Source organism: Alcaligenes sp. GCM10023179 (assembly GCF_042653705.1).
Classification (GTDB): domain Bacteria; phylum Pseudomonadota; class Gammaproteobacteria; order Burkholderiales; family Burkholderiaceae_B; genus Alcaligenes; species Alcaligenes phenolicus.
The window spans coordinates 1,629,399-1,650,266 of the sequence record NZ_JBHSIQ010000001.1; the positions used below are offsets into that span (position 1 = coordinate 1,629,399).

Below are 20,868 nucleotides of genomic sequence, written 5' to 3' on the forward strand. Positions count from 1 at the left end.
ATTTGCTCTTATTTCCCCCAAGGATTGTTATGCCTCAGCAGGTTTTGGCCGGTTTTCATGCCGTTATTGCCCGAGTTCGTTTTAGCGCCGCTTCGGTGCGCGAGGTCTATGTGGATCAGACCCGGCGCGATAAACGGATGCTGGCTTTTATCGAACAGGTAGAACAGGCTGGCTTGAAAGTCATGGCTGTGCCGGTCGAACGTCTGGATGGTCTGGCCAAAGGCACGCGCCATCAGGGCGTGGTGGCATTGGCTCTGGAGCAAGAACTGGCTGTCGATGTCAATGAATTGCTGGACGATCTGGAAGAGGCCGGTCAGGTTCCTTTTCTGTTGATTCTGGATGGAGTGACAGACCCCCACAATCTGGGAGCCTGCTTGCGTAGCGCCAATGCGGCAGGTGCCCACGCCGTAATTGCGCCTCGTGACCGCGCTGTGGGTCTGAATGCCACCGTATCACGCGTGGCTTGCGGCGGTGCAGAGTCTACGCCTTACATTACGGTAACGAACCTGGCCCGTACCATGCGTATGCTGCGCGAGCGTGATGTCTGGTTGGTTGGCACCAGCGACCAGGCCACGCATACCTTCCACCAGGTCGATGCCCGCCGCCCCATGGCCTGGGTAATGGGTGCCGAGGGCGAGGGCATGCGCCGTCTGACTCGTGAAACCTGCGACGAGCTGGTTTCCATCCCCATGATGGGCGCAGTAGAAAGCCTGAATGTTAGCGTCGCCAGTGCGGTTTGCTTGTATGAAACCTTGCGCCAACGTAGCCAGTCTTAATTTCTTTTAAGTCTTGTTACTTGCTTAATTACTTATTTGTATAAAAAACGGCGGGTTTCATCCGCCGCTTCACCAGATAATAGGTAATTGGCCGTCAGCCGGGCAAAACCCAATCGGCGCTGACGGTGTGTACACGCATTATGGGCTTGGAAACGATCATGGAAGAAAACGGCTTTATTACCTCTACCTTGCACTCTGACCGTCGCTTGGGCACGCAGCATGGCGCTATCCATCAGCCATTGCACCCATCGACCGAGTTCGGTTTTCAGGATGCGCGTGAGCTGGCTGCGGTCTTTCAGGGCAAGTCCGGCTTTACCTATTCCCGTCAAGGCACGCCCACCACGGCCGCGTTGGAAGCCAAGATTACACGCATGGAAAAAGGCATAGGCAGCGTCAGTTTTGCCACAGGTATGGCGGCGCTGACAGCAACCTTGTTTACCTTGCTGCGCCAGGGCGATCATCTGATTGCCAGCAAATTCCTGTTCGGTAATACCAATAGCTTGCTGGGGACTTTGCGCGACCTGGGTGTACAAACCACGCTGGTGGATGCAACCGATCTGGCCCAAGTGCAAGCCGCACGGCAGCCCAATACCCGCATGGTCTTTGTTGAGACCATTGCCAATCCCGGTACACAGGTAGCTGATCTGCAAGGGGTGGGGCAATGGTGTCAGGACGAGGGGCTGTTGTATGTGGTCGATGCCACCTTGTCCTCGCCTTACCTGTCGCCCGGCCGTGAGTTCAAGGCCTCTCTGGTGGTCAATTCCCTGTCCAAACACATTGGTGGTCACGGTAATGCCTTGGGTGGCATGGTGACGGATACCGGCCTGTTTGACTGGACGACCTACCCCAATATTGCCGAGGTCTACCGCACGGGCAATACGCAGAATTGGGGTTTGGTACAGATTCGGAAAAAGGGCTTGCGCGATATGGGCGGCACCTTGTCGTCTGACGTGGCTCACCGCTTGGCTGTCGGTTCGGAAACCTTGCCTTTGCGTATGGAGCGTATCTGTTCCAACGCCCTGGCCTTGGCGCGCCATTTGAAGGCGCATCCCAAGGTCAAGCACGTGCAGTATCCCGGCCTGGATGATCACCCGCAGCACGAGCGTACGGCTCAATTGTTCGGCAATCGCTTCGGTGGCCTGATGAGCGTAGTGCTGGAAGAGGGCATCGAAATCTTCGACTTCCTGAATCGCCTGAAGGTCTTTGTACTGGCTACGCACTTGGGCGACAACCGCAGTCTGGTGCTGCCCGTGGCCCACACTATCTACTACGAGATGGGCCCTGAGCAGCGCGCTCTGATGGGCATTGCCGACAATCAGTTGCGTATCTCCGTAGGTATCGAAGAGATTATCGACCTGACCTCGGACTTTGATCAGGCGCTGGCCCAGTCCTAAGCTCTTCGCACATCTAGCCATGGTTCAGCCTGGGCTGTATCAGGGCTAGATGCTGCATTGCTTGCTGCAATTCCCTGCATTCCAGATTCGCATAGCCAAACAGCAGATGGCGTGGATTCGTGCTGTCTGTTTCCTGACTGGCGGCCTGGGCCAAAGGGTAGAGCCGTATGCCATGGCGCAGTGCCGCAGCGGCAACGTGGTGGGCATTTGGGCTTTGTTGTGGCAGGCGAAAAGCCAGATGCATGCCAGCATTGTGTCCGCTGACCATGCCCGTATTTCCCCACACTTTTTTCAGTCCCTGCAACAGCGTATTGCGTTGCTCCAGATAACGGCGGCGCAGGTATTGCAGGTGCCGTGGATAGTCATACTCATCAAAAAAACGTGCCAACACGGCTTGTGTTAGCCAAGGTGACCCGTTGTTGAGCAAGGCCTTGCGAGCAATAAAATCCTGGCTCAGGTGGGGAGGACAGACCATATAGCCCAAGCGCAAACCAGGGCCCAAGGTTTTGGAAAACGACCCCAGATAAATCACCTGCCCGGAGCTCATGGCCTTGAGTGGCGCGGGCAAGGCCGGGCCATAACAGAAGTCCCCGTCATAATCGTCCTCAATAATCAAAGCGCCATTGGTACTGGCCCAAGCCAGTAGCTCCTGTCTGCGACTTACCGTCAAGGTGTGCCCCAAAGGGTACTGATGGGAGGGCGTGACGAAAGCCAACTGAACAGCCTTGTCGGGCAGTTTGTCTGTGCGCAAACCGTGCTGGTCCACAGGCACGGGAATACTTTGTGCACGGTGCCGCGCCAGCAAATGTCTGAAGCCGTTGTAGCCGGGCGACTCATGCACTGCACAGCTTTTTTCGTCCAGGAAATGAGCTGCGATCAGACTTAAGGACTCCTGTGTTCCTGCAGTGATGATGATGTGCTCCGGGTCAGCCAATATGCCCTTGCTGGCCGCCAGATAATCCGCAATTTGCAGCCGCAAACCCCATAGACCTTCAGGCGGTGGATAGTCTGCCATGGCAGAGCCTGCGTAACGCAGCAACTGGTTGGATAAATAAATGAACTGTCGCAGCGGAAAAGCATGGACCGAGGGGCGTCCAATCTTGAAATCAAAACGAACGGGCACGCTGGCAGCAGGCACATGCACACCGCTGGCCTGTGCCGTGCTGGTACGCGGGCTGCGTGAACAGTGGGCCGTCTCCAGCACAAAATCCGGTGCCAGGCGACTGCGACCATTGCGGGTAGGTGTAGCCACAAAGAATCCCCGGCTAGGTTCGCTATGAATCAGATTGGAGTCGATCAGCAAATCATAGGCACCCATGATCGTATTTTTGGAAACCTGCAGCAGAGAAGCCATTCGGTTGATTGAAGGCAGGCGATTGCCTTCTTGCAAACGTCCCGAACAGATCAGGGTTTCGATTTGACGTGCAATTTGTCGTTTATACGGTGGGCTATGAGTATGGGAAAGCGTAATCGGTAAAGAAAACATGGCGGGACCGGAAAAATAATCAAAACCATCAAGGGCGAGCCAGGCCGGGCCACTATAGGCAGCAGCCTCTAGTTTTAACTTGAGTTAGGTCAAAATGAATATTCGTTCGTGATAAATTTATCCGGCTTCTTGATCTGCCAACTGGCTCCTTGTCATGGATGTTTTTATCTAGGTAAGAGTATTTAATATCTCGTAATTACGATATAAAAAAAACCATCCCCATTATTTAATCCGTATCCATACCTTCTCAGTAAAAAATAACAATCGTTATAGTTTGTTTGGTCTTGCCCTTTAGCAAGGCAATTGTTGGAGGTAATGGAATGTATAGAAAAATGATGACCCTGGCCTTCCTGTCTACCACCGTCAGCGCGGCTTTGGCGGCCCCGACGGAAGAGCAAGTTCGGGTAGACAACTTGTTTCAGCAAAACTGTGCGGTGTGTCACGCAGCCGACCGGGGAGGGTATATCGCTCCGGGCCTGCACAGTGATCGCCTGGTTCAAAGTGAGATTGCCTTGCGCGGCACCATCATGACCGGGATTCCGGATACCTTGATGCCACCTTTTGTCGGACGCTTGCCCGACGAGGACATTCGCGCGTTGGCCAAGATGATCAAGAACGAGCCCGTGGTGGAACGCACTTGGGATATGGATCAGATACGTGCCAGCGTGAAAGTGCTGGTAGACGAATCCACCTTGCCCGGCAAACCCAATTACGAGATCGATTCCGTCTACGACTTGATGGTCATCATGGCCCGCGGGCGTTATGGGCGGGGCGATGGTTCCAATCAGGCTCGTGCTGTTTTCATCAATGGCAAGAACAACCAGAAGGTGGGTGAAATTGCCACGGTTGGCGCGCCACACATCATGGAATTCAGCCCCAGCCACGAGCGCTGGGGATACCTGAAAAGTGATGATGGCCACGTCTACAAAATCGACTTGTACACCTTGCAGATTGTTCGTCAGGCCAAGGTAGGGCTGACTGGTACGGGTATTGCCTTATCCAAAGATGGCAAGTGGCTGGCACTGAGTTCCTTCGTACCCAACAGCATGGTTATCCTGAAGGCCGACACCCTGGAACCAGTGAAATATATCGCTCTGGAGGGCGAGGACCCGGACGGCAATTTCATCAAATCCGCCGGTGGTCCGATTATTGGTAGTCGTATCAATAACAAGTTTGCATTGACACTGCGCCAAGCCGGGCAGATCTGGATTATTGATCCAGACAAGCCGGATATGCCGGTCACCAAACTGGCCAAGGTCGGCCGCATGTTGCACGACACCTTCCTGACGCCGGATGGTCGCTATTCCATGGTGGCTTCTTACGACGACAACAAGTACGTGGCCATCGACCTGAAGGACGACAAGGTGGTACGTGACATTCCGGCTGGCTGTCAGCCCCACGCAGGCTCGGGTGCTGTCACGGAAGTGAACGGCCGCATGCTGGCCTTCGGCACCAATATGGGCACCTGCAAGTTAGGCTCCGTGGTTACTGCCTGGGATGTCAAAGACTTCTCTGTGGTGAAGCAGATTCCTGTTGCCGGAGCCACCGAATCCCCCGCCGCCCATCCTAATGCCCCGTATGTGGCGGTGGACATTATCGACAAGGACAAGCGCGCTTCCTGGATTCAGCTGATCGATAAAAACACCTTGTCCGTGGTGAAGACTTTGGACGTGGGTGGTCATGCCTTCTTCCCCAACTACAACCGCACGGGCGATTACCTCTACGTCAGTTCGGGTTACTGGGGGGATCGCTTGAAGATTTACGACAGCCGCAGTCTGGAGCTGGTAGCTGAACACAAGATGGAAAGCCCATCGGGCATTTTCTCGCGTGCCCGTACCCGTTGGCTCACCATTGGTCAGCCTGAAACCCAAAAATTCTAAGCAAAGGAACGTCATGAAAAAGCTTTTTATGGGTATGGCTCTTGTGGGCCTCTTGGGTTCCAGTGTCGCTTTGGCAGCGGACAAACCAGTGGGTTTACAAGGCTCGCATGGGCAGTCGCAACTATCGGCCCAGGCATCGTCCATGCTGCCTTTGTGCGCGTCCTGCCATGGGCTGGAAGGTGTCAGCACGGAAGGTATGTATCCCAACCTGGCAGGGCAGAAGGTGGAGTATCTGGTCAAGCAGCTACAGCAGTTCAAATCGCGAGAGCGCAACGATCCCATCATGAGCCCCATGGCCGAGCCTCTCAGCCCGGAAATGGTGAATGAACTGGCTGCCTACTTTTCCAGCCTGAAGTAAGTGTGAACCGGGCGCCAGTGTCTGCTGGCGCCTTAAGGATGTCGTGCAATGAATGTGTTTCCCTTGTTCTTCAATCTGACCGGTAAGGCGGTTGTCGTCGTAGGTGGCGGGACGGTTGCGGAGCGTAAAGTTCGGCTCTTGCTGCGTGCTGGCGCGCGAGTCACCGTCGTCGCACCGGAGCAAACCTCCTGGTTGAGGGCCAGTGCTCAGGCGGGTGCTTTAAGCAGCTTGTTTACCTCCTTTGTTGCCGAGCATATCCACGAGGCCTGGCTGGTTATTGCAGCAACTGGACGGCGCGAGATAAATCGCATCGTGGCTCAGGCAGCCGACGCCTTGCGTCTGCCCTGTAATGTGGTCGACGATGGGCATCTGTCTACCGTACAAGTCCCTGCCATGGTCGACCGTTCGCCCTTGATGATTGCGGTCTCCTCTGCAGGTTCAGCTCCTGTACTGGCGCGGCGTGTTCGGGAGTGGATAGAAAGCGAGCTGCCTGAGTCAGTAGGGGACTTGGCCGGTTTGCTGGCTCGCCGCCGAGCCGATATCAAACAGGCTTTCCCCGAGGTACATACCCGTCGTCATTTCTTTGATTACGTACTAGATAGTCCTATCCCCGATCTCCTGGCGCAAGGCAAGGCTACGGAAGCGCTGGCAGCCTTTGATGCTGCCTTGAGGACAGAAACCCCTCAGCAGCATATTCAGGTCACCATTTTGCCTATCGCCGACTTGGAGGCAGTGGACTTGCTGACGCTGCGCGCCTTGCGCAAATTGAACCAGGCAGATTGGGTCTTGTACCTGCCACTGATTTTGCCTGCGATTTTGGAGAAGGCACGTCGTGATGCCCGTTTGATGGCCTTGGATCAGGCGGGGGTGGTCTTGCAAGACACCTTGTTGAATCGTGATTTCTGGGCACCCCTGTGCCAGTCCTGGGTGCCAGGCGAGCGCATCGTGATTGCCTGGAAGTCATCGTGGGATGTACAGCCTTTGGTTGAGCTGTTGCAGCAGCAAGGCTTGATCTGTGAGCTGGCCTAGGTGCGCTATCAGCTTGCTTAGGTGAACTGTGTGATGAAGAACTAAGTGAAGTGTTGTTGTTGTTGTTGTTGTTGTTGTTGAGTGAGTCAAGATCGCTTGTCTCACTTTTTTTGGCCTTTCGATTCAGGTCTGTTTAGCCTGGTGCTCACCGCCTGTGGTGTCTTGATTCTGTACGTGTTTCCCCACAGCAATTCACCTGATTCTATTGGGGCGCTGAGTGTTGTGTTGAGGCTTTAGACGGCAGGGGGGGGAGCCGTAGTTCCAGAACTGTGGCTGAGTAAAAAAGCTCTAGCTAATCGTTTGGAAAGTCTTCAGACAGTGATTTCCTGATCGTTGAGATAGCATCCCGGATCTTCTGCCCACACATTGCCTGTGCTTTTTTCTGCCCGAGTGCGCGTATTGCCATTGCAGATATCCAGGTAGGCACAGCTAGCACAGCGTCCCTGTACAGGCCTGGGTCGTTGCCGCAGCCCTGTCAGCAAGGGATCTTGATGGTTGGACCAAATCTCCGAGAAAGGCCGTTGCAACACGTTTCCAAGGCTGTAATGCCACCACATGGTGTCGGGATGAACATTGCCACGGTTATCGATGTTCGCAATTCCTTGGCCGGAGGAATTGCCTCCCCATTGGCGCAACATAGTCAGAATTTTGGGAGCTTGGTCGGGGTAATGCCGTCGCACCCAGTGCAGAAAGAAAACACCGTCAGCATCGTTGTTGCCCGAGGTGAACTCTTTGGGTTTGCCGGCTTTTTGATAGCTCATGCAGGTTGTGAAAAGCTGCTCCATAGCCTGCCGGGTGACGGCGTGGTGACTGGACAGGGCGCGGTTGCCCAAACCCCGACCTGCATAGTTCAAATGAGAGAGATAAAAGCGGTCGATTTGTTCCTGCTCCATCACAGCCAGCAGGCCATTTAGATCAACTGCATTTTCTTGAGTCAGGGTAAAGCGCAGGCCTACTTTCAACTGTTTTTCACGGCATAGTCTCAAGCCGTGCAAGGAGGCTGCGTAGGCTCCGTCCTCTCCACGAATTCGGTCATGGCGGGCCTGCAAACCGTCCAGGGAGATGCCTACGTAGTCAAAGCCGCAGTCGGCAATCTGATCAATATTTTGCTCAGTTATCAAGGTGCCGTTGGACGATAGTCCTACGTACATGCCCAATGCTTTCGCGCGTCGGCCCAAGTCGTAAATATCTGGGCGCAGCAAGGGTTCGCCGCCGGACAGGATCAGGGCGCGTACACCGAATTGATGCAGGTCATCCATGACAGTGCAGACTTGTTCGTAGCTCAGCTCGCCAGGGAAGTCCTTGTTGGTAGAGGCAGAGTAGCAGTGGCTGCAATGCAGATTGCAACGACGTATCAGATTCCAGATCACCACAGGGGCCTTGCTGACGCGTGTCGGCGCAACAGGAGAGTGCAGGGCAGCAACAAAACGGGATATCCGGAACATGCTCAAGGCCTCCGTAGACGCAGGCCGGTCTTTTTAAGAATGGCCGTGGAAAACAAAATATCGTGATCGTGCAGGACGCCAGGAAAGCGCTGCGATATTTGCAGGCTGATGCTCTGTGCCTGGGCACGTACCGTGTCATGGTCCTTGCCATGCAGCATGGCGAACAGGTTGTACGGCCACTGGGGTAGACAACGCGGACGACGATAGCAGTGGCTGACTCCGGCTTGCGAGCCTAGCCATGTACCGACTAGGTCCAGCTTGTCGTCCGTGATATTCCAGACGCACATGCCATTGGCCACGTAGCCCAGAGCATAGTGATTGGGGATGGCTGCAATGCGCCGTATCAAGCCTTGGTCCAGCATGGTTTGAAACTGCTTCATGACATAAGCTTCGGATACGCCCAACTCTTGCGCCAGTTTTAGGTAGGGCTGTGGCTCTATCGCCAAACCCCGCTGCGAGGCATGGATCAGTGCGGTATAGGCAGGATTCAAATGCACCATATCAAAGTTCCAGTTTCAGGCTTAGGGCGTATTCCTGCTCTTTGGGAAAAGCAAAGACGGGTAGGCCGGTTTCAGCTTCGATTGTCTTCAGGCAGGATTCGATGTCTTGCGGTGTCGCCGTAGCCAGTACAAACCACATATTCAAGGCATGGGCGCGCCGGTAGTTGTGAGCGACTTCAGGATGGCGGTTGACGGCTATGACGGTACTGTCCCAGCGTTTTTCCGGTACGGCCATAGCGACCAGGCAATAAGCACCGCCTAAAGCCTCGATCTGAAAGAGGGGGCCAAAGCGGGTCAATATCCCGGATTGGCGCAAGTGCTGGACACGAGCAATCAAGGCAGACTCGCTCAAGGCAAAATCAGGTGCCAACTGTGCAAAGGGGCGGGAGCAGATGGGGAAACCATCTTGCAGGCGATTCAGAATGTGGCGATCGGTGTTGTCCAGTTCAACCGGCGCATGCAATGGTGGGGTGTGATGATCAGTCATGATGAGACGGGCTAAGTAGTGCGCCTCGTTGTTTGAAGCAGCGAGTGGAGAACAACACTTCCTGCGGGAGCTGACCCAAGTCAAAACGATTATTCAACTCCGCATGGTGTGTCAGTACGTCCTGACGGTTTTTGCCATGAATCATGCAAAACAGATTGTGATTCCAATGTGGCGGGCAGGGCTGCCGCTGATAGCACAGCGTGATGCCGTCTTGCCTGGCCAGCTCCTCGCCTAGGGCATCAATGCGATGCTTGTCTACCGTCCAGACACACATGGCATTGGCTTGGTAGCCCAGTTTTCGATGGCGCAGGACCACGCCAAATCGCCGGAATATGCCTTGTTCCAGAAAGCCGCGTAGCTGTTGCAGCACTTGTTTCTCGCTGATCTGTACTTGCTCTGCCCAAGGCTTGAAGGGGTCGGCTTGAATCTTCAAACCTTGCAAAGAACACTCCAGCAGTTTGCGTTCAGTACTGCCTAATGCGGGCAGCCCCTTGCTGGGCGACAAGGGGCTGGTGCTCTTGGTATGTGGGACAAGGCTAAACCCCAGGTCAATGTGATAGGCCCGGATCATGGGCAAGGACAAGGGCAACAAGCCAGTATGTTCAGCGATGTGCTCCAAGGCTGCCTGCCGTTCTTGTTCATTCGCACAGGTCAGCACAAACCAGAGATTAATGGTGTGTTCGCGCTCGTAGTTGTGGTTCACGGCGGGCAGGGCACTGATCCAGTCTGCAACCGTGTTCAGATCCTTGGCGGGCACATGCATGCCCACCAAAGTGCTGCTCATACAGGCAGGGTTCAGTACTGGCCCGATACGGCTGATGATGCCTTGGTCTTGCCAGCGTTGCAGGTAGTCCATCACGGCTTGTTCGCTAAGCCCCAAAAGCAGTCCCAGCTTGCGGAATGGTCGGGGTTCCAAGGGGAAGCCATGTTGCCAGGCGTTCAATAGTTGAAAGGCAGAAGGGGAAAGATCAGAAACCAATGCGACCACTCCGATGCGTAAAAAACACTCCACTCGGGTGCTGAATATCCAGGCTGTCCAGACGCTTGAAATTGTGGGTGTCGTACACACTGACCTTGTTGTCGTCTCGCGCTGAAATCCAGACAGCCTCACCCCTAGGGGTGAATTCCATGTGGAGAACGGCTTTGCCTACGTCCAAGGTTTGAACCACTTCCAGGGTGGCGACATCAATTACCTGTACCTTGTCGTTGTCTGGAAAAGCGAAGTTCACCCAGACCTGACGGCCATCGGGCTGAGCCATGACAAAAACGGGTTGTCCATGAACCGGAATGCGAGTTTTCTCTTGCCAGTTCACGGTGCTGGCGACCAGAACCTCATGGCGTCCAATGGCCGGTAAAAACAAGTCCTGGCCAGCCAAGGACCAGCCCCGTAGATGCGGCATTTTGTAGACGGGCAGGGCGGTCTCTCCCCGGCCATAGCCTTGCAAGATTTTTTGGACTCCATTTTCAGGATTCCACAAATCCAGCATGGCCAGGGCATCCTCGCCAAACAGTCCGGCAATGTAGTACCTCCCATCTGGGGTGACCATGGCATCGTAGGGCTGACGACCCGCTGCAAAACGCCGTGTTGTGGGGCGTGAGGGGTCGGATAAATCGGTTAGCCAGATTTCGCCTGCCTCGAACAAGGAGTAGGCGAATTGCTGATTGGGTAAGTCAGCCAGACCAACCACTTTGGCGCGTTTGTTGGGGGCGTAGTAAGACGGAACTTCACTGATCAGGGCCAGGGTGTCCGCATCAAAAACCTTGATGCCACCCGGTTCGTAGTTTTGCACCACAATCAGCTTGCCATCCTGGGAGATGGCGCCACCTATGGCATTGCCGGACTGAATGATGCGATGGACTAGAACTTGTTGAAGCAGGTCCACTTTGCTCAGGCCACCGTCCCGCCCAAAGACATAGCCATAACGCCCGTCACGTGAGTAGGTGATATGGGCGTGGGACAGATCACCCAAACCTTCAATTCGCGCCAAGCGGCTACGATGACTGGTTTCAACGACAGCCACACTGCCTGTCGCACGCTCTACAACCAGCCCCAGGTCATTCGTGCCGCGTAGTGGGTTGGCACAGCCGCTTAAAGCGACAAGCAGGCCTAAAGTCATCAGTGCTTTCATGGTGCTGCATCCGATTCATGGAGAAGAAAATGAGCCAGCCAGAGACTTTCTGCTGGCTGCAAGAAGCGGTTCCAGGCAGGCATGGCTGTTCCGGGACGCCCCTGCATGATCGTCAGGGCGATCTGCTGTGCGCTTTGGTCTCGCAAGGCGTTAGCTGTTAAAGCAGGCCCCAAGCCTCCTTTCAGGAGCAAGCCATGACATGAGCCGCATTCTTGATGAAGCAGCGTTCGTAAAGAGGCTTGCCGCTCCGGTGTCAAAGCGGTTTCATCAGCAGCGGCTTGTTGTGGCCAAAGAAGGGAGAGCAGCACAGCTAGCCACATGTTGGCCAGAAACTGCCTGCCACTGGGCTTCAAAGGGAAGTGCAAACCTTTCACATCACGGCCCAGGAGGGTTCGCAGGCGAGGGCATTTTGCGTGTTTGAGGCGGGTTGCGGGTAATCCGGATGCAACTGCACCACCTGGCCGATAATCAACAAGGCTGGGGGACTGAAGGTTTGCGCAAGCTGTGGAAGTGTTTGCAAAGTACCTAAGCCCCAGCGCTGGCTTTTAAGCGTGGCATCTTGTGCCAAGGCGATAGGCGTATGCGGGCTGCGCCCATGTTGAATCAAGGCCTGGGCAATATGGCTGCAATTGGCCATGGCCATGTAGAACACCAGCGTACAGGTGGGATCAGACAAGGAGGCCCAGTTCAATTCCAGTCCTTGGTTGTCGCGCAGGTGCCCGGTGATAAAGCGCACACTGCTGGCCAGCCCGCGATGGGTCAAGGGAATGCCTAGAGAAGCTGCACAGCCTGTAGCCGCTGTAATCCCGGGCACGACTTCAACCTGGACTCCATGTTGTTGCAGATACAGCTGCTCTTCGCCTCCACGGCCAAAAATAAAGGGATCACCGCCTTTCAAGCGGACAACGTGTTGATGGGTTCGGCTCAGCGACAAGAGCGTGTTGTTGATATCGTCCTGCATGCTGGGCTTGCACGCGGCAACTTTACCGACGTCATGCAAGGTGGCCTCAGGATTGATGCAGCTCATGATGGCGCGGCTGACCAGACGGTCATAGACCACCGCATCTGCATGTTGCAGCAGGTATAAAGCGCGTAGTGTGAGAAGTTCAGGGTCGCCAGGTCCCGCCCCAACCAAATAAACCTTGCCGTGCATCGCTGCGCTCCTTGACGGTAGCAAGTACCGAAAGACAGTCAAACAATGCAGAAAATTGTAGGAGGGCAGGCCGCTTCGATATGGGCATGGTTGGTGTTCAGGAGAGGGGTGCAGAAAGGAAGCTTCTGGCTCTCAGACAAGAAGGTAGGGTGGGGCTAAGTGCGAGGCATATAAGGAAATTTATGCGAGCGACGGCCCGCAGAGTCGCTGATGGACGTGCGTAAGTGCTTGAAGAAATGTTCAAAAACGCAGTATCAGCCAGCTAATTTTTTGGGGTTTCAAAGCCCAAATAACATATTTGAGGCAGCCTGTTAAGTTTCTCGATGCAAAATAGGGAAAGTCCTGCAACTTGTATCAACAGTGAGCAATGATGCGGGTTACAGGGGTTTTTTTGCTTGACACGGGTATTAAACGAAGGCTTAATACGCGGTAGCCAACCGGGGCACTTGTGCGCCCGGTAGCGATGACAGACGGTAGTGCTTGCTTGCCCTGTCGTTTGTCACTATTAAGTCTGACCGCCACAAACTGGTTCCCGCTGGGGGCCCGTAAAATAATTTTCAGGGGTATTTTCTCAATGAATAAAACCGAGCTTATCGAATTCATTTCCACCAAAGCCGATCTGTCCAAAGCTGACGCTGGTCGTGCACTGGATGCGTTTATCGATGCCGTGACCACCACGCTGAAAGAAAAAGATACGGTTACTCTGGTTGGTTTTGGCACCTTCGCTGTGTCGGAACGCGCTGCCCGTTCGGGTCGTAACCCACGTACCGGTGAAACCATCGAGATCGAAGGCGCAAACGTGCCCAAGTTCCGTCCGGGTAAGGCTCTGAAAGACGCTGTGAATTAATTTTTAAATTAATTTACGCAAAAGACTTGCAAAAAGAATTCTTTGGTCCTATAATTCTTTTTCTTCACAAGAAGAACGGCATCACAGAAATGGGTGCTTAGCTCAGCTGGTAGAGCGGCGCCCTTACAAGGCGTAGGTCGGGGGTTCGAACCCCTCAGCACCCACCATTTCTTTTGCTAGTCGAATCAAGCACTTAGGTAAAACTAAGTGCTTTTTTTGTGTCTGTTTGGTTTGTGTTTCAGGTCAATCCATACTAACGCTGCTCTATCAGGTTCGGGCCCTTGTGCTGCGATATAAGCATACTGAAACCATGTAAGCATTGGTAAGCCGCTTGTCGGAACGGCGTAGCCACGTAATCCCTGCTCGTAAGGCGCTGCAAGCGTCCATCAGATGAGGCAGGCGAACCAGCGTGGAACTTGGCGTGTTGACCTTAAGGTGCAGAGGCGGTTGCTGCATGAATGTCAGTGAGTGGCAGCTTAGTTTGTAACGGTGCTATCTATATATGCGGATAGCGTCCATAGTGTGTCCAGGGACATTTTTCCCCTGATTAATTAGGACATACATTGAAAACAGAAATTGGTATTGTGAAGTGGTTCAATAACGAAAAAGGCTTCGGCTTCATCATGCCGGAGAGTGGCGGTAAAGACCTCTTCGCGCACCACAGTGAAATTCAGGGTTCTGGGTTTAAATCTCTGGAGGAGAACCAACGCGTTTCCTTCGTTGCTGGCGTTGGTCAAAAAGGCCCTTGCGCTACCCAGATCCAAATCGTTTGACCCCTGCTTGCCTGTCTAGGCAAGTGTAGCGTCGGTCGATAAAGCCGAACCCTTTGAAATATTGGGTTCGGCTTTTTCATTTATGTATCCCCTCCAGGTGGACATATTGTGCTTCTGTCCACTGCTCGCATGTATGGTATGAAGGTGCCCTAGGGAAATACCTAGCTGCATAGGAAATTGCATGTAATAACATATGAATGCCTAAGTAGTTTAGGCTTCAATAATAAGGAGAGGGGAAATGAGAATGCTGATAAAGACGTTGTGCGTCGGTCTTTTGCTGGGGGCCGCGTCGGTAAGTCAGGCTGGCAGTATGAAGGTGACTCTATTGGGAACGGGTACACCTGCGCCCTATGCAGATCGAGCAGGCCCGGCAACGTTGGTGCAGGCGGGCGAAGAAACCCTATTGTTTGATACGGGTCGCGGGGTGGCGACGCGGCTGTTTCAGAAAGGCGTTGCGCCCAATTCCATTACTGCACATTTCTTCACGCACTTGCACTCGGATCACACCGTAGGTTTGCCGGACTTATGGCTGACGGGCTGGTTTGGCCGACCCTGGCCAGGCCGGACATTGCCTTTGCAGATCTATGGCCCCAAGGGAAGCAAGACCATGACGGATTACCTGCCCAAAGCCTATGACGAGGATATTCGTATCCGTGTGCAGGATCAGGGTCTGCCGGTGGAGGGTGTGACCTTTGTGACCCAGGAGTTTGAAAAGGGCGGGGTGGTCTACAGCAAGAATGGGGTGACCGTGACGGCGGTGGAGGTTGATCACGGTGGTGAGCTAATTCCCGCTTTCGGCTTTATTGTGGAGTACGACGACAAGAAGGTAGCGATCTCCGGGGATGCGATGTATGACAAGCGCTTGATTGCTGCTGCCGCCAATGCAGATGCGTTTGTACATTCCGTGGCCTTGATTGATCCGGCCTTTTTGAAAGTCCGTCCCATCTTGAATGAAACGCTCAAGCATTTTGCGACGCCGGAGCAGGTTGGGCAGGTCTTTTCAGAGAGCAAGCCAAGGCTGGGAGTCTATACGCACATCGTGTTTTATTCGCCTGAGGGTGGTGCCACTATCCCCGAGCAAGTCCTGCTGGAGCGTACACGCACTACCTATCAAGGTCCGGTTGTGGCTGGTCGTGACTTGATGGAGTTTACGGTTGAAGACAAGGCGGTCCTTGTCTATGACGAGGCGGGCAAGGAACTGATGCAGGTGCCACGCCGATAATCTTGATTCGAGCGTTCCGCGTGAGAAGCTGAAATACGGGGAGTGGCGACACAGGCTTATTCCTGCAATTTGTCATGCCTCTCCCGTTTGAACTGCTGCCAGGCAAAGGCAAAGCACAGGCAAGGCAGCGATAATAGCAACAGCGGCCCCGTCTTGAGCGTAGTGGCTATTCAGGTAACACTACACCTTGTCGATATGCGGTCCTCGGGTCTTCATGAGCAAACTACTCTCTTGCCTGTCTCCTCTTGCCACCTTGATTCTGGCATGGCTGGCCTTTATGTTTCTTTTGTTTTTCCCGCCGCTATGGATCTTGTGGCCTGTGCTGGTCGTGTGCCTGGGCTGGATCAATTACAGAGGGATACGTTACGCATTGGGCAATAGTGACAAGTCCAAGCCGTGGCACCTTTGGTTCAATGTAGGCGAGTGCCTGTTTGCAGCGATTGTTCTGACTTTACTGGTCCGTGACCTTGACGTCCCAGCGACCTGATTTTTTCCCTTGTTGTACGAGAAACGTGTTTATGTATTCGGACCCTTGGCTTGATCGCTGGTTACCTATGGTCGCTCAACGTGAAATCTCCTCGCCGGTGCTGGAGATAGGCTGTGGTTTTGGTGACGATACGTTGACCTTGACCCAGGCAGGATTGAAGGTGATGGCTTTTGACCTCTCATCCGAATGTGTGGCAATCGCGCAGCAGCGCGCTCCCGAGGCTTTGATTGAGTGCAGGGATACGCGAGGTCCCTGGCCGGAGGCGGCGAATAATCTTGAGCTGGTCCTAGCCAGCTTGTCCCTGCATTATTTTCCATGGGATGAAACCCAGGCCATTGTGCGCAGAATCTGGAATAGCTTGCGGCCTGGTGCCTTGTTTTTATGTCGTCTGAACTCCACCGAGGATGTGAATTTCGGTGCCGGGCAGGGCGAGTTGATTGAAGCCAACTTCTATCGCGACCAAGGCAATTGCAAGCGTTTCTTTGATCAGGCCAGCGTAGAGCAGTTATTTGGGGCCGAATGGCGCCGGATTTCTGTCCAGCACATGACATCGCACAAATATATAAAGCAAAAAACGATGTGGGAGCTGGTGTTGGAAAAAGGGCAGTTGCCAGGCTGATTCCCGTACTCTGAGCATCTTGGATCTGGCAGCCGTTTCGGTCCCCTCCATCTCCCCGCTATATCTAACCAAAGAATCGGTATTTAGCCGGGTGTAACACCCTTGCTAGACTCGTTCTCATTGCTTGGAAATGGTTTCTAGGGGATGGGAAATGAAGCGGATTCAACAGAAGTGGAAGGGCGTTCGGGCAGGGGCTTTGCTGGCGTTGGTGCTGGCGGCGGCAACGGCTGTTGCAGCCGAGGTCAGCATTCTGAATGTTTCGTATGACCCAACGCGTGAACTGTACGCTGAATTCAACAAGGCTTTCCAGGCGCATTACAAAGAGCAAACGGGTGACAGTGTAGTCATCCGTAGTTCCCACGGTGGTTCCAGCAAGCAGGCCCGTACCGTGATTGATGGCGTGCCCGCTGATGTGGTGACGCTGGGTATTTCATCCGATATTGATCAGATCGCTCAGTCCGGTTTGCTGGACAAGGGCTGGCAGGCTCGCCTGCCAGACAACAGTACGCCTTACACCTCCACGATTGTCTTGCTGGTGCGCAAGGGTAATCCCAAGGGGATTCACGACTGGAACGACTTGATTCGCTCTGATGTAAAGGTGGTTACGCCCAATCCTAAAACTTCGGCGGGGGCACGTTGGAACTATCTGGCGGCCTGGTTGTACGCCTTGAAGCAAGGCAATGGGGATGAAGCGCAGGCCCGTGACTTTGTGGCCAAGCTGTATCGCAACGTCAGCGTGCTGGATTCCGGTGCGCGTGGATCGACCACAACCTTTGTGGAGCGGGGCATTGGCGATGTATTGATTGCCTGGGAGAACGAGGCGCTCTTGTCCGTCAAGGATCTGGGGCCCGATCGCTTCGATATTGTGGTGCCTTCCAGCAGCATTCTGGCCGAGCCACCCGTGGCGCTGGTAGATGCCAATGCCGCCAAGCATGGCACGGAAAAAGTGGCTCAGGCCTATCTGGAATATCTGTATAGCCCGGAAGGTCAGGAAATTGCCGCCCGTCATTTTTACCGTCCTCGCCTGGAGTCGGTGGCCGCCAAGTACCGCGATCAGTTCCCGGCGTTGAAACTGTACAAGGTTGACGATGAGCTGGGCGGTTGGACTCAGGTTCAGGCCAAGCACTTTGCGGATGGTGGCGTGTTCGACAGCATCTACTTGAGCAAGTAACCCCACTATCACCGAGGACCGTTCGATGTCACAGGCTCGTCTTTGGGGATTTCTGCCCGCTGCTCGCAAGCAGCGGGCTTTGCCAGGCTTTGGCTTGACCATGGGTTTGTCCATCAGCTATTTGAGCCTGATTGTTCTGATCCCCTTGTCTGCTGTTTTGCTCAAGACCACCTCCATGGGTTGGTCGGCCTTTTGGGAAACCATCAGTGCTGCGCGCGTCTTGGCTTCCTTGAAACTGACCTTTGGGATGGCCGCTTTGGCGGCGTTGATCAATGGTGTATTTGGCTTGATTCTGGCCTGGGTCCTGGTGCGTTACCGCTTTCCGGGTCGTCGAATTGTGGATGCCTTGATTGATCTGCCCTTTGCCTTGCCAACGTCGGTGGCCGGGATTTCCTTGGCGGCGATTTATGCGCCCACGGGCTGGATCGGTTCCTGGGCTGAACCTTATGTTGGGCAGATTGCCTTTACCCCTTGGGGTGTGCTGATCGCCCTGGTTTTTATTGGACTGCCCTTTGTTGTGCGTACCGTGCAGCCGGTTCTGGAAGAGCTGGAACAGGAGCAGGAGGAGGTCAGTGCTTGCCTGGGGGCCGATCGCTTCCAGACGGTCACCAAGGTGATTCTGCCCGCTATCTTGCCCGCCTGCTTGACGGGCGTAGCGCTGGCTTTTGCCCGTGCGGTGGGTGAGTACGGTTCCGTGATTTTCATTGCCGGTAATGTCCCTATGGTTTCGGAAATTACACCCTTGCTGATCGTGATCAAGCTGGAGCAGTTTGACTATGCCGGAGCCTCGGCGCTGGCCGTTTTGATGATGGTGCTGTCCTTCATTATCCTGCTGGCGATCAATCGCTTGCAGTGGTACTTGCAGTCGCGTCATTCGGGCCAGGCTAGTGGCAAGGCAGCCAAGGTGGCAGCGCCTTTGACTTTGGAGGGCGCACGATGAGCAGCCTGACGATGGATTCATCTGTGCAGGCGGTGCCGGTACATACGGCGCGCTTGCGGGCGGCGCAGGATGAAGGTCCGGCCGTCAAAGCCTTATTGATTGGCATTGCCTTGCTGTTCTTTGTGCTGTTCTTGCTCCTGCCTTTGATCCTGGTCTTCATGACGGCTTTTAGCCGGGGCATCATGCCGTATCTGTCCGCCTTGAGCGAGAGCGATACCTTGCATGCTGCCAGCCTGACAGTTCTGGTTGCCGTGATTGCCGTACCTTTGAATATCGCGTTTGGTCTGGCCGCCTCCTGGGCGATTGCGCGTTTTGAGTTCCGTGGCAAAAGCATTCTGACGACGCTGATCGACCTGCCGTTCTCGGTATCGCCTGTCATTGCCGGTTTGATGTTTTTACTGATTTTTGGTCGCCAAGGCCCATTTTGGGATTGGCTGGACGCTAATAACATTCGTATCGTATTTGCCTTGCCCGGTTTGGTTTTGGCGACTTTGTTTGTCACTTTTCCCTTTGTGGCGCGTGAGTTGATTCCGCTGATGCAAATGCAGGGCAGCGAGGAAGAGCAGGCTGCGCGGGTGTTGGGGGCCAATGGCAGACAGATGTTCTGGCGGGTGACTCTGCCCAAGATCAAGTGGGGCCTGCTGTATGGCGTGATTCTGTGCAATGCCCGTGCCATGGGTGAATTTGGGGCGGTGTCGGTGCTCTCGGGCCATATACGGGGCCAGACCAACACGCTGCCCTTGCATGTAGAGATTGAGTACAACGACTATCACACGGTGGGCGCTTTTGCGGCGGCTTCGGTGCTGGCGGTCTTGGCTTTACTGACGTTGGCGCTTAAATTGTGGGCCGAGCGCAAAATGGTTCAAGACGGTCATCGTGGATGATCGCATTCGGAGTTCATTATGAGTATCGAAGTTCGTCATCTATCTAAACAGTTTGGTGCGTTTACGGCACTGGGTGATGTGACATTGGATTTTCCAGCGGGCGAGCTGGTGGCTTTGCTGGGGCCGTCGGGCTGCGGCAAGACGACCTTGCTGCGTATCGTGGCTGGCCTGGAACATGCGGATGCGGGTCAGGTGCTGATCAACGGCAAGGATGTGGCTGCTGTGGGCACGCGTGATCGCCAGGTGGGTTTTGTGTTCCAGCACTATGCCTTGTTCCGCCACATGACGGTGTTTGAAAACGTCGCCTTTGGTCTGCGCATCAAGCCACGCAAGCAGCGCTTGCCCGAAGCCCAGATTCGTCAGCGTGTGCACGAGCTGTTGGAGCTGGTGCAGCTGGATTGGCTGGCCGATCGCTACCCGGCGGCCTTGTCGGGTGGCCAGCGGCAGCGTATTGCTCTGGCACGTGCCTTGGCGGTGGAACCGGGTGTCTTGCTGTTGGACGAGCCTTTTGGTGCCTTGGATGCCAAGGTGCGCAAGGAACTGCGTTCCTGGCTGCGTCGTCTGCATGATGACCTCCATATCAGTACCTTGTTTGTGACGCACGACCAGGAAGAGGCCATTGAAGTGGCTGATCGTATTGTGGTGCTCAATAAAGGCCGGGTTGAGCAGGAAGGCGCCCCGCAGGATGTCTATAACCACCCTGCCAGTCCTTTTGTGTATGAGTTCCTGGGGGCGGCGAATCGCTTGCCGGGTCAGTTCCAGCACGGATGCTTTGTGGCTGATCCTCAGTTGGGACAATTCGAGTCCAATCAGGCCTTGAATGCTCAGGATGCGGGTCAGGGGCAAGCAGTAGGCTATGTGCGCCCGCATGACCTGGATTTACAGCGTCAATTGGATGGCCAGGGCATCGTCGTGGCCGTGCAGCGCATTATTCCCTTGGGGGCGACAGTACGGGTTGAACTGGCCTTGAACGAGGGCGAGCGTGCTTGGGAAGCCGAGTTCGATCATCAGCGTTGGTCGCAGCTGGGCTTGCGGCCGGGTGAGAGGGCTTTGGCCTTGCCACGCAAGTTCAGCGCTTTCCCTATCGAGTCTCAAACCGAAGCGCGATTGTCCTGATTTTTTGCAAATTATTCGCAACAGGCTGACCCTAGGTCAGCCTGTCTGCGTTAGTATCTGGAGGTTTTTTGCAGGGCGGATTGGAGCAGGAAATATTACAGGAATTTAGTATTGAGAATCATTCCTGTTTCTGTTAAGATTCGATACTTCACTGGGCATCCTGTCCGGTCCC

The 20,868-nt window shown here is 54.5% G+C and carries 22 protein-coding genes and 1 tRNA gene; 15 read left to right on the forward strand and 8 right to left on the reverse strand.

Features of this window, described 5'->3' with window-relative positions:
* Positions 1-29 precede the first annotated feature (29 nt).
* Positions 30-776: a 23S rRNA (guanosine(2251)-2'-O)-methyltransferase RlmB gene (gene rlmB / locus ACFPDR_RS07315; RefSeq protein WP_035272375.1), complete on the forward strand. Its 747-nt coding sequence runs from the start codon at positions 30-32 to the stop codon at positions 774-776.
* A gap of 158 nt (positions 777-934) precedes the next feature.
* Positions 935-2,170 (forward strand): cystathionine gamma-synthase family protein, encoded by a 1,236-nt coding sequence (locus tag ACFPDR_RS07320; protein WP_376910945.1) that lies wholly within the window; start codon positions 935-937, stop codon positions 2,168-2,170.
* A 13-nt stretch (positions 2,171-2,183) separates the two neighbouring features.
* Here the strand turns inward: ACFPDR_RS07320 and ACFPDR_RS07325 are convergent, their stop codons facing one another.
* On the reverse strand, positions 2,184-3,656 hold the full coding sequence (locus ACFPDR_RS07325; protein ID WP_376910946.1) for a PLP-dependent aminotransferase family protein: 1,473 nt from the start codon (positions 3,654-3,656) through the stop codon (positions 2,184-2,186).
* A gap of 320 nt (positions 3,657-3,976) precedes the next feature.
* On the opposite strand from ACFPDR_RS07325, the gene ACFPDR_RS07330 reads away from it, so the two are divergent.
* Genes ACFPDR_RS07330 through ACFPDR_RS07340 form a run of 3 tightly spaced genes read left to right on the forward strand, consistent with a single transcriptional unit; the run spans position 3,977 to position 6,923 of the window.
* Positions 3,977-5,536, forward strand: coding sequence for a nitrite reductase (locus ACFPDR_RS07330; protein ID WP_235332508.1), 1,560 nt, complete (start codon positions 3,977-3,979; stop codon positions 5,534-5,536).
* Positions 5,537-5,549: 13 nt separating this feature from the next.
* Positions 5,550-5,894, forward strand: a complete 345-nt coding sequence (locus ACFPDR_RS07335) for a c-type cytochrome (protein ID WP_026483439.1) — start codon at positions 5,550-5,552, stop codon at positions 5,892-5,894.
* 48 nt (positions 5,895-5,942) lie between these two features.
* Positions 5,943-6,923 (forward strand): precorrin-2 dehydrogenase/sirohydrochlorin ferrochelatase family protein, encoded by a 981-nt coding sequence (locus ACFPDR_RS07340; protein ID WP_137430249.1) that lies wholly within the window; start codon positions 5,943-5,945, stop codon positions 6,921-6,923.
* Positions 6,924-7,234: 311 nt separating this feature from the next.
* On the opposite strand, the gene nirJ is transcribed toward ACFPDR_RS07340, so the two are convergent.
* From nirJ to cobA, 7 genes are read right to left on the reverse strand one after another with little or no spacing between them, the layout of a single operon-like run.
* Entirely contained in the window at positions 7,235-8,368 is a 1,134-nt protein-coding gene (gene nirJ / locus ACFPDR_RS07345) for a heme d1 biosynthesis radical SAM protein NirJ (protein ID WP_376910947.1), read from the reverse strand.
* 2 nt (positions 8,369-8,370) lie between these two features.
* Positions 8,371-8,868, reverse strand: a complete 498-nt coding sequence (locus ACFPDR_RS07350) for an Lrp/AsnC family transcriptional regulator (protein ID WP_137430251.1) — start codon at positions 8,866-8,868, stop codon at positions 8,371-8,373.
* Between the two features lies 1 nt (position 8,869).
* The gene (locus ACFPDR_RS07355) at positions 8,870-9,355 is read right to left on the reverse strand and encodes an Lrp/AsnC family transcriptional regulator (protein ID WP_137430252.1); all 486 of its coding nucleotides are present in this window, start codon (positions 9,353-9,355) and stop codon (positions 8,870-8,872) included.
* Complete coding sequence (locus ACFPDR_RS07360; protein ID WP_376910948.1) at positions 9,348-10,367, reverse strand: Lrp/AsnC family transcriptional regulator; 1,020 nt, start codon at positions 10,365-10,367, stop codon at positions 9,348-9,350. The genes ACFPDR_RS07355 and ACFPDR_RS07360 overlap by 8 nt, the downstream gene beginning before the upstream one ends.
* Positions 10,324-11,484, reverse strand: a complete 1,161-nt coding sequence (locus tag ACFPDR_RS07365) for a cytochrome D1 domain-containing protein (RefSeq protein ID WP_035272390.1) — start codon at positions 11,482-11,484, stop codon at positions 10,324-10,326. The genes ACFPDR_RS07360 and ACFPDR_RS07365 overlap by 44 nt, the downstream gene beginning before the upstream one ends.
* Positions 11,481-11,804 (reverse strand): c-type cytochrome, encoded by a 324-nt coding sequence (locus ACFPDR_RS07370; RefSeq protein ID WP_238441784.1) that lies wholly within the window; start codon positions 11,802-11,804, stop codon positions 11,481-11,483. The genes ACFPDR_RS07365 and ACFPDR_RS07370 overlap by 4 nt, the downstream gene beginning before the upstream one ends.
* A gap of 50 nt (positions 11,805-11,854) precedes the next feature.
* Positions 11,855-12,637 carry a uroporphyrinogen-III C-methyltransferase gene (gene cobA, locus ACFPDR_RS07375; RefSeq protein ID WP_137430256.1) on the reverse strand — a complete coding sequence of 261 codons (783 nt, stop codon included), beginning with the start codon at positions 12,635-12,637 and terminating at the stop codon, positions 11,855-11,857.
* A 574-nt stretch (positions 12,638-13,211) separates the two neighbouring features.
* Here cobA and ACFPDR_RS07380 point away from each other — a divergent pair.
* The 10 genes from ACFPDR_RS07380 (at position 13,212) to ACFPDR_RS07425 (ending at position 20,696) form a co-directional block, all read left to right on the forward strand.
* On the forward strand, positions 13,212-13,484 hold the full coding sequence (locus ACFPDR_RS07380; RefSeq protein ID WP_003799450.1) for an HU family DNA-binding protein: 273 nt from the start codon (positions 13,212-13,214) through the stop codon (positions 13,482-13,484).
* 91 nt (positions 13,485-13,575) lie between these two features.
* A tRNA-Val gene (locus ACFPDR_RS07385) sits at positions 13,576-13,651 on the forward strand.
* Positions 13,652-14,047: 396 nt separating this feature from the next.
* Positions 14,048-14,257, forward strand: coding sequence for a cold-shock protein (locus ACFPDR_RS07390; protein ID WP_009461560.1), 210 nt, complete (start codon positions 14,048-14,050; stop codon positions 14,255-14,257).
* Positions 14,258-14,567: 310 nt separating this feature from the next.
* A complete protein-coding gene (locus tag ACFPDR_RS07395; protein ID WP_376910949.1) occupies positions 14,568-15,479 on the forward strand; it encodes an MBL fold metallo-hydrolase in 912 nt (303 codons plus the stop codon).
* 214 nt (positions 15,480-15,693) lie between these two features.
* A complete protein-coding gene (locus ACFPDR_RS07400) occupies positions 15,694-15,966 on the forward strand; it encodes a hypothetical protein (RefSeq protein ID WP_115633807.1) in 273 nt (90 codons plus the stop codon).
* Between the two features lie 31 nt (positions 15,967-15,997).
* The gene (locus ACFPDR_RS07405; RefSeq protein ID WP_239054346.1) at positions 15,998-16,585 is read left to right on the forward strand and encodes a class I SAM-dependent methyltransferase; all 588 of its coding nucleotides are present in this window, start codon (positions 15,998-16,000) and stop codon (positions 16,583-16,585) included.
* Positions 16,586-16,736: 151 nt separating this feature from the next.
* Positions 16,737-17,756: a sulfate ABC transporter substrate-binding protein gene (locus ACFPDR_RS07410; RefSeq protein ID WP_060185199.1), complete on the forward strand. Its 1,020-nt coding sequence runs from the start codon at positions 16,737-16,739 to the stop codon at positions 17,754-17,756.
* Positions 17,757-17,781: 25 nt separating this feature from the next.
* Positions 17,782-18,696 carry a sulfate ABC transporter permease subunit CysT gene (gene cysT / locus ACFPDR_RS07415; RefSeq protein WP_035274669.1) on the forward strand — a complete coding sequence of 305 codons (915 nt, stop codon included), beginning with the start codon at positions 17,782-17,784 and terminating at the stop codon, positions 18,694-18,696.
* A complete protein-coding gene (gene cysW / locus ACFPDR_RS07420; protein ID WP_009461726.1) occupies positions 18,693-19,580 on the forward strand; it encodes a sulfate ABC transporter permease subunit CysW in 888 nt (295 codons plus the stop codon). The genes cysT and cysW overlap by 4 nt, the downstream gene beginning before the upstream one ends.
* 18 nt (positions 19,581-19,598) lie before the next feature.
* Positions 19,599-20,696 carry a sulfate/molybdate ABC transporter ATP-binding protein gene (locus ACFPDR_RS07425; RefSeq protein ID WP_376910950.1) on the forward strand — a complete coding sequence of 366 codons (1,098 nt, stop codon included), beginning with the start codon at positions 19,599-19,601 and terminating at the stop codon, positions 20,694-20,696.
* Positions 20,697-20,868: the final 172 nt, after the last annotated feature.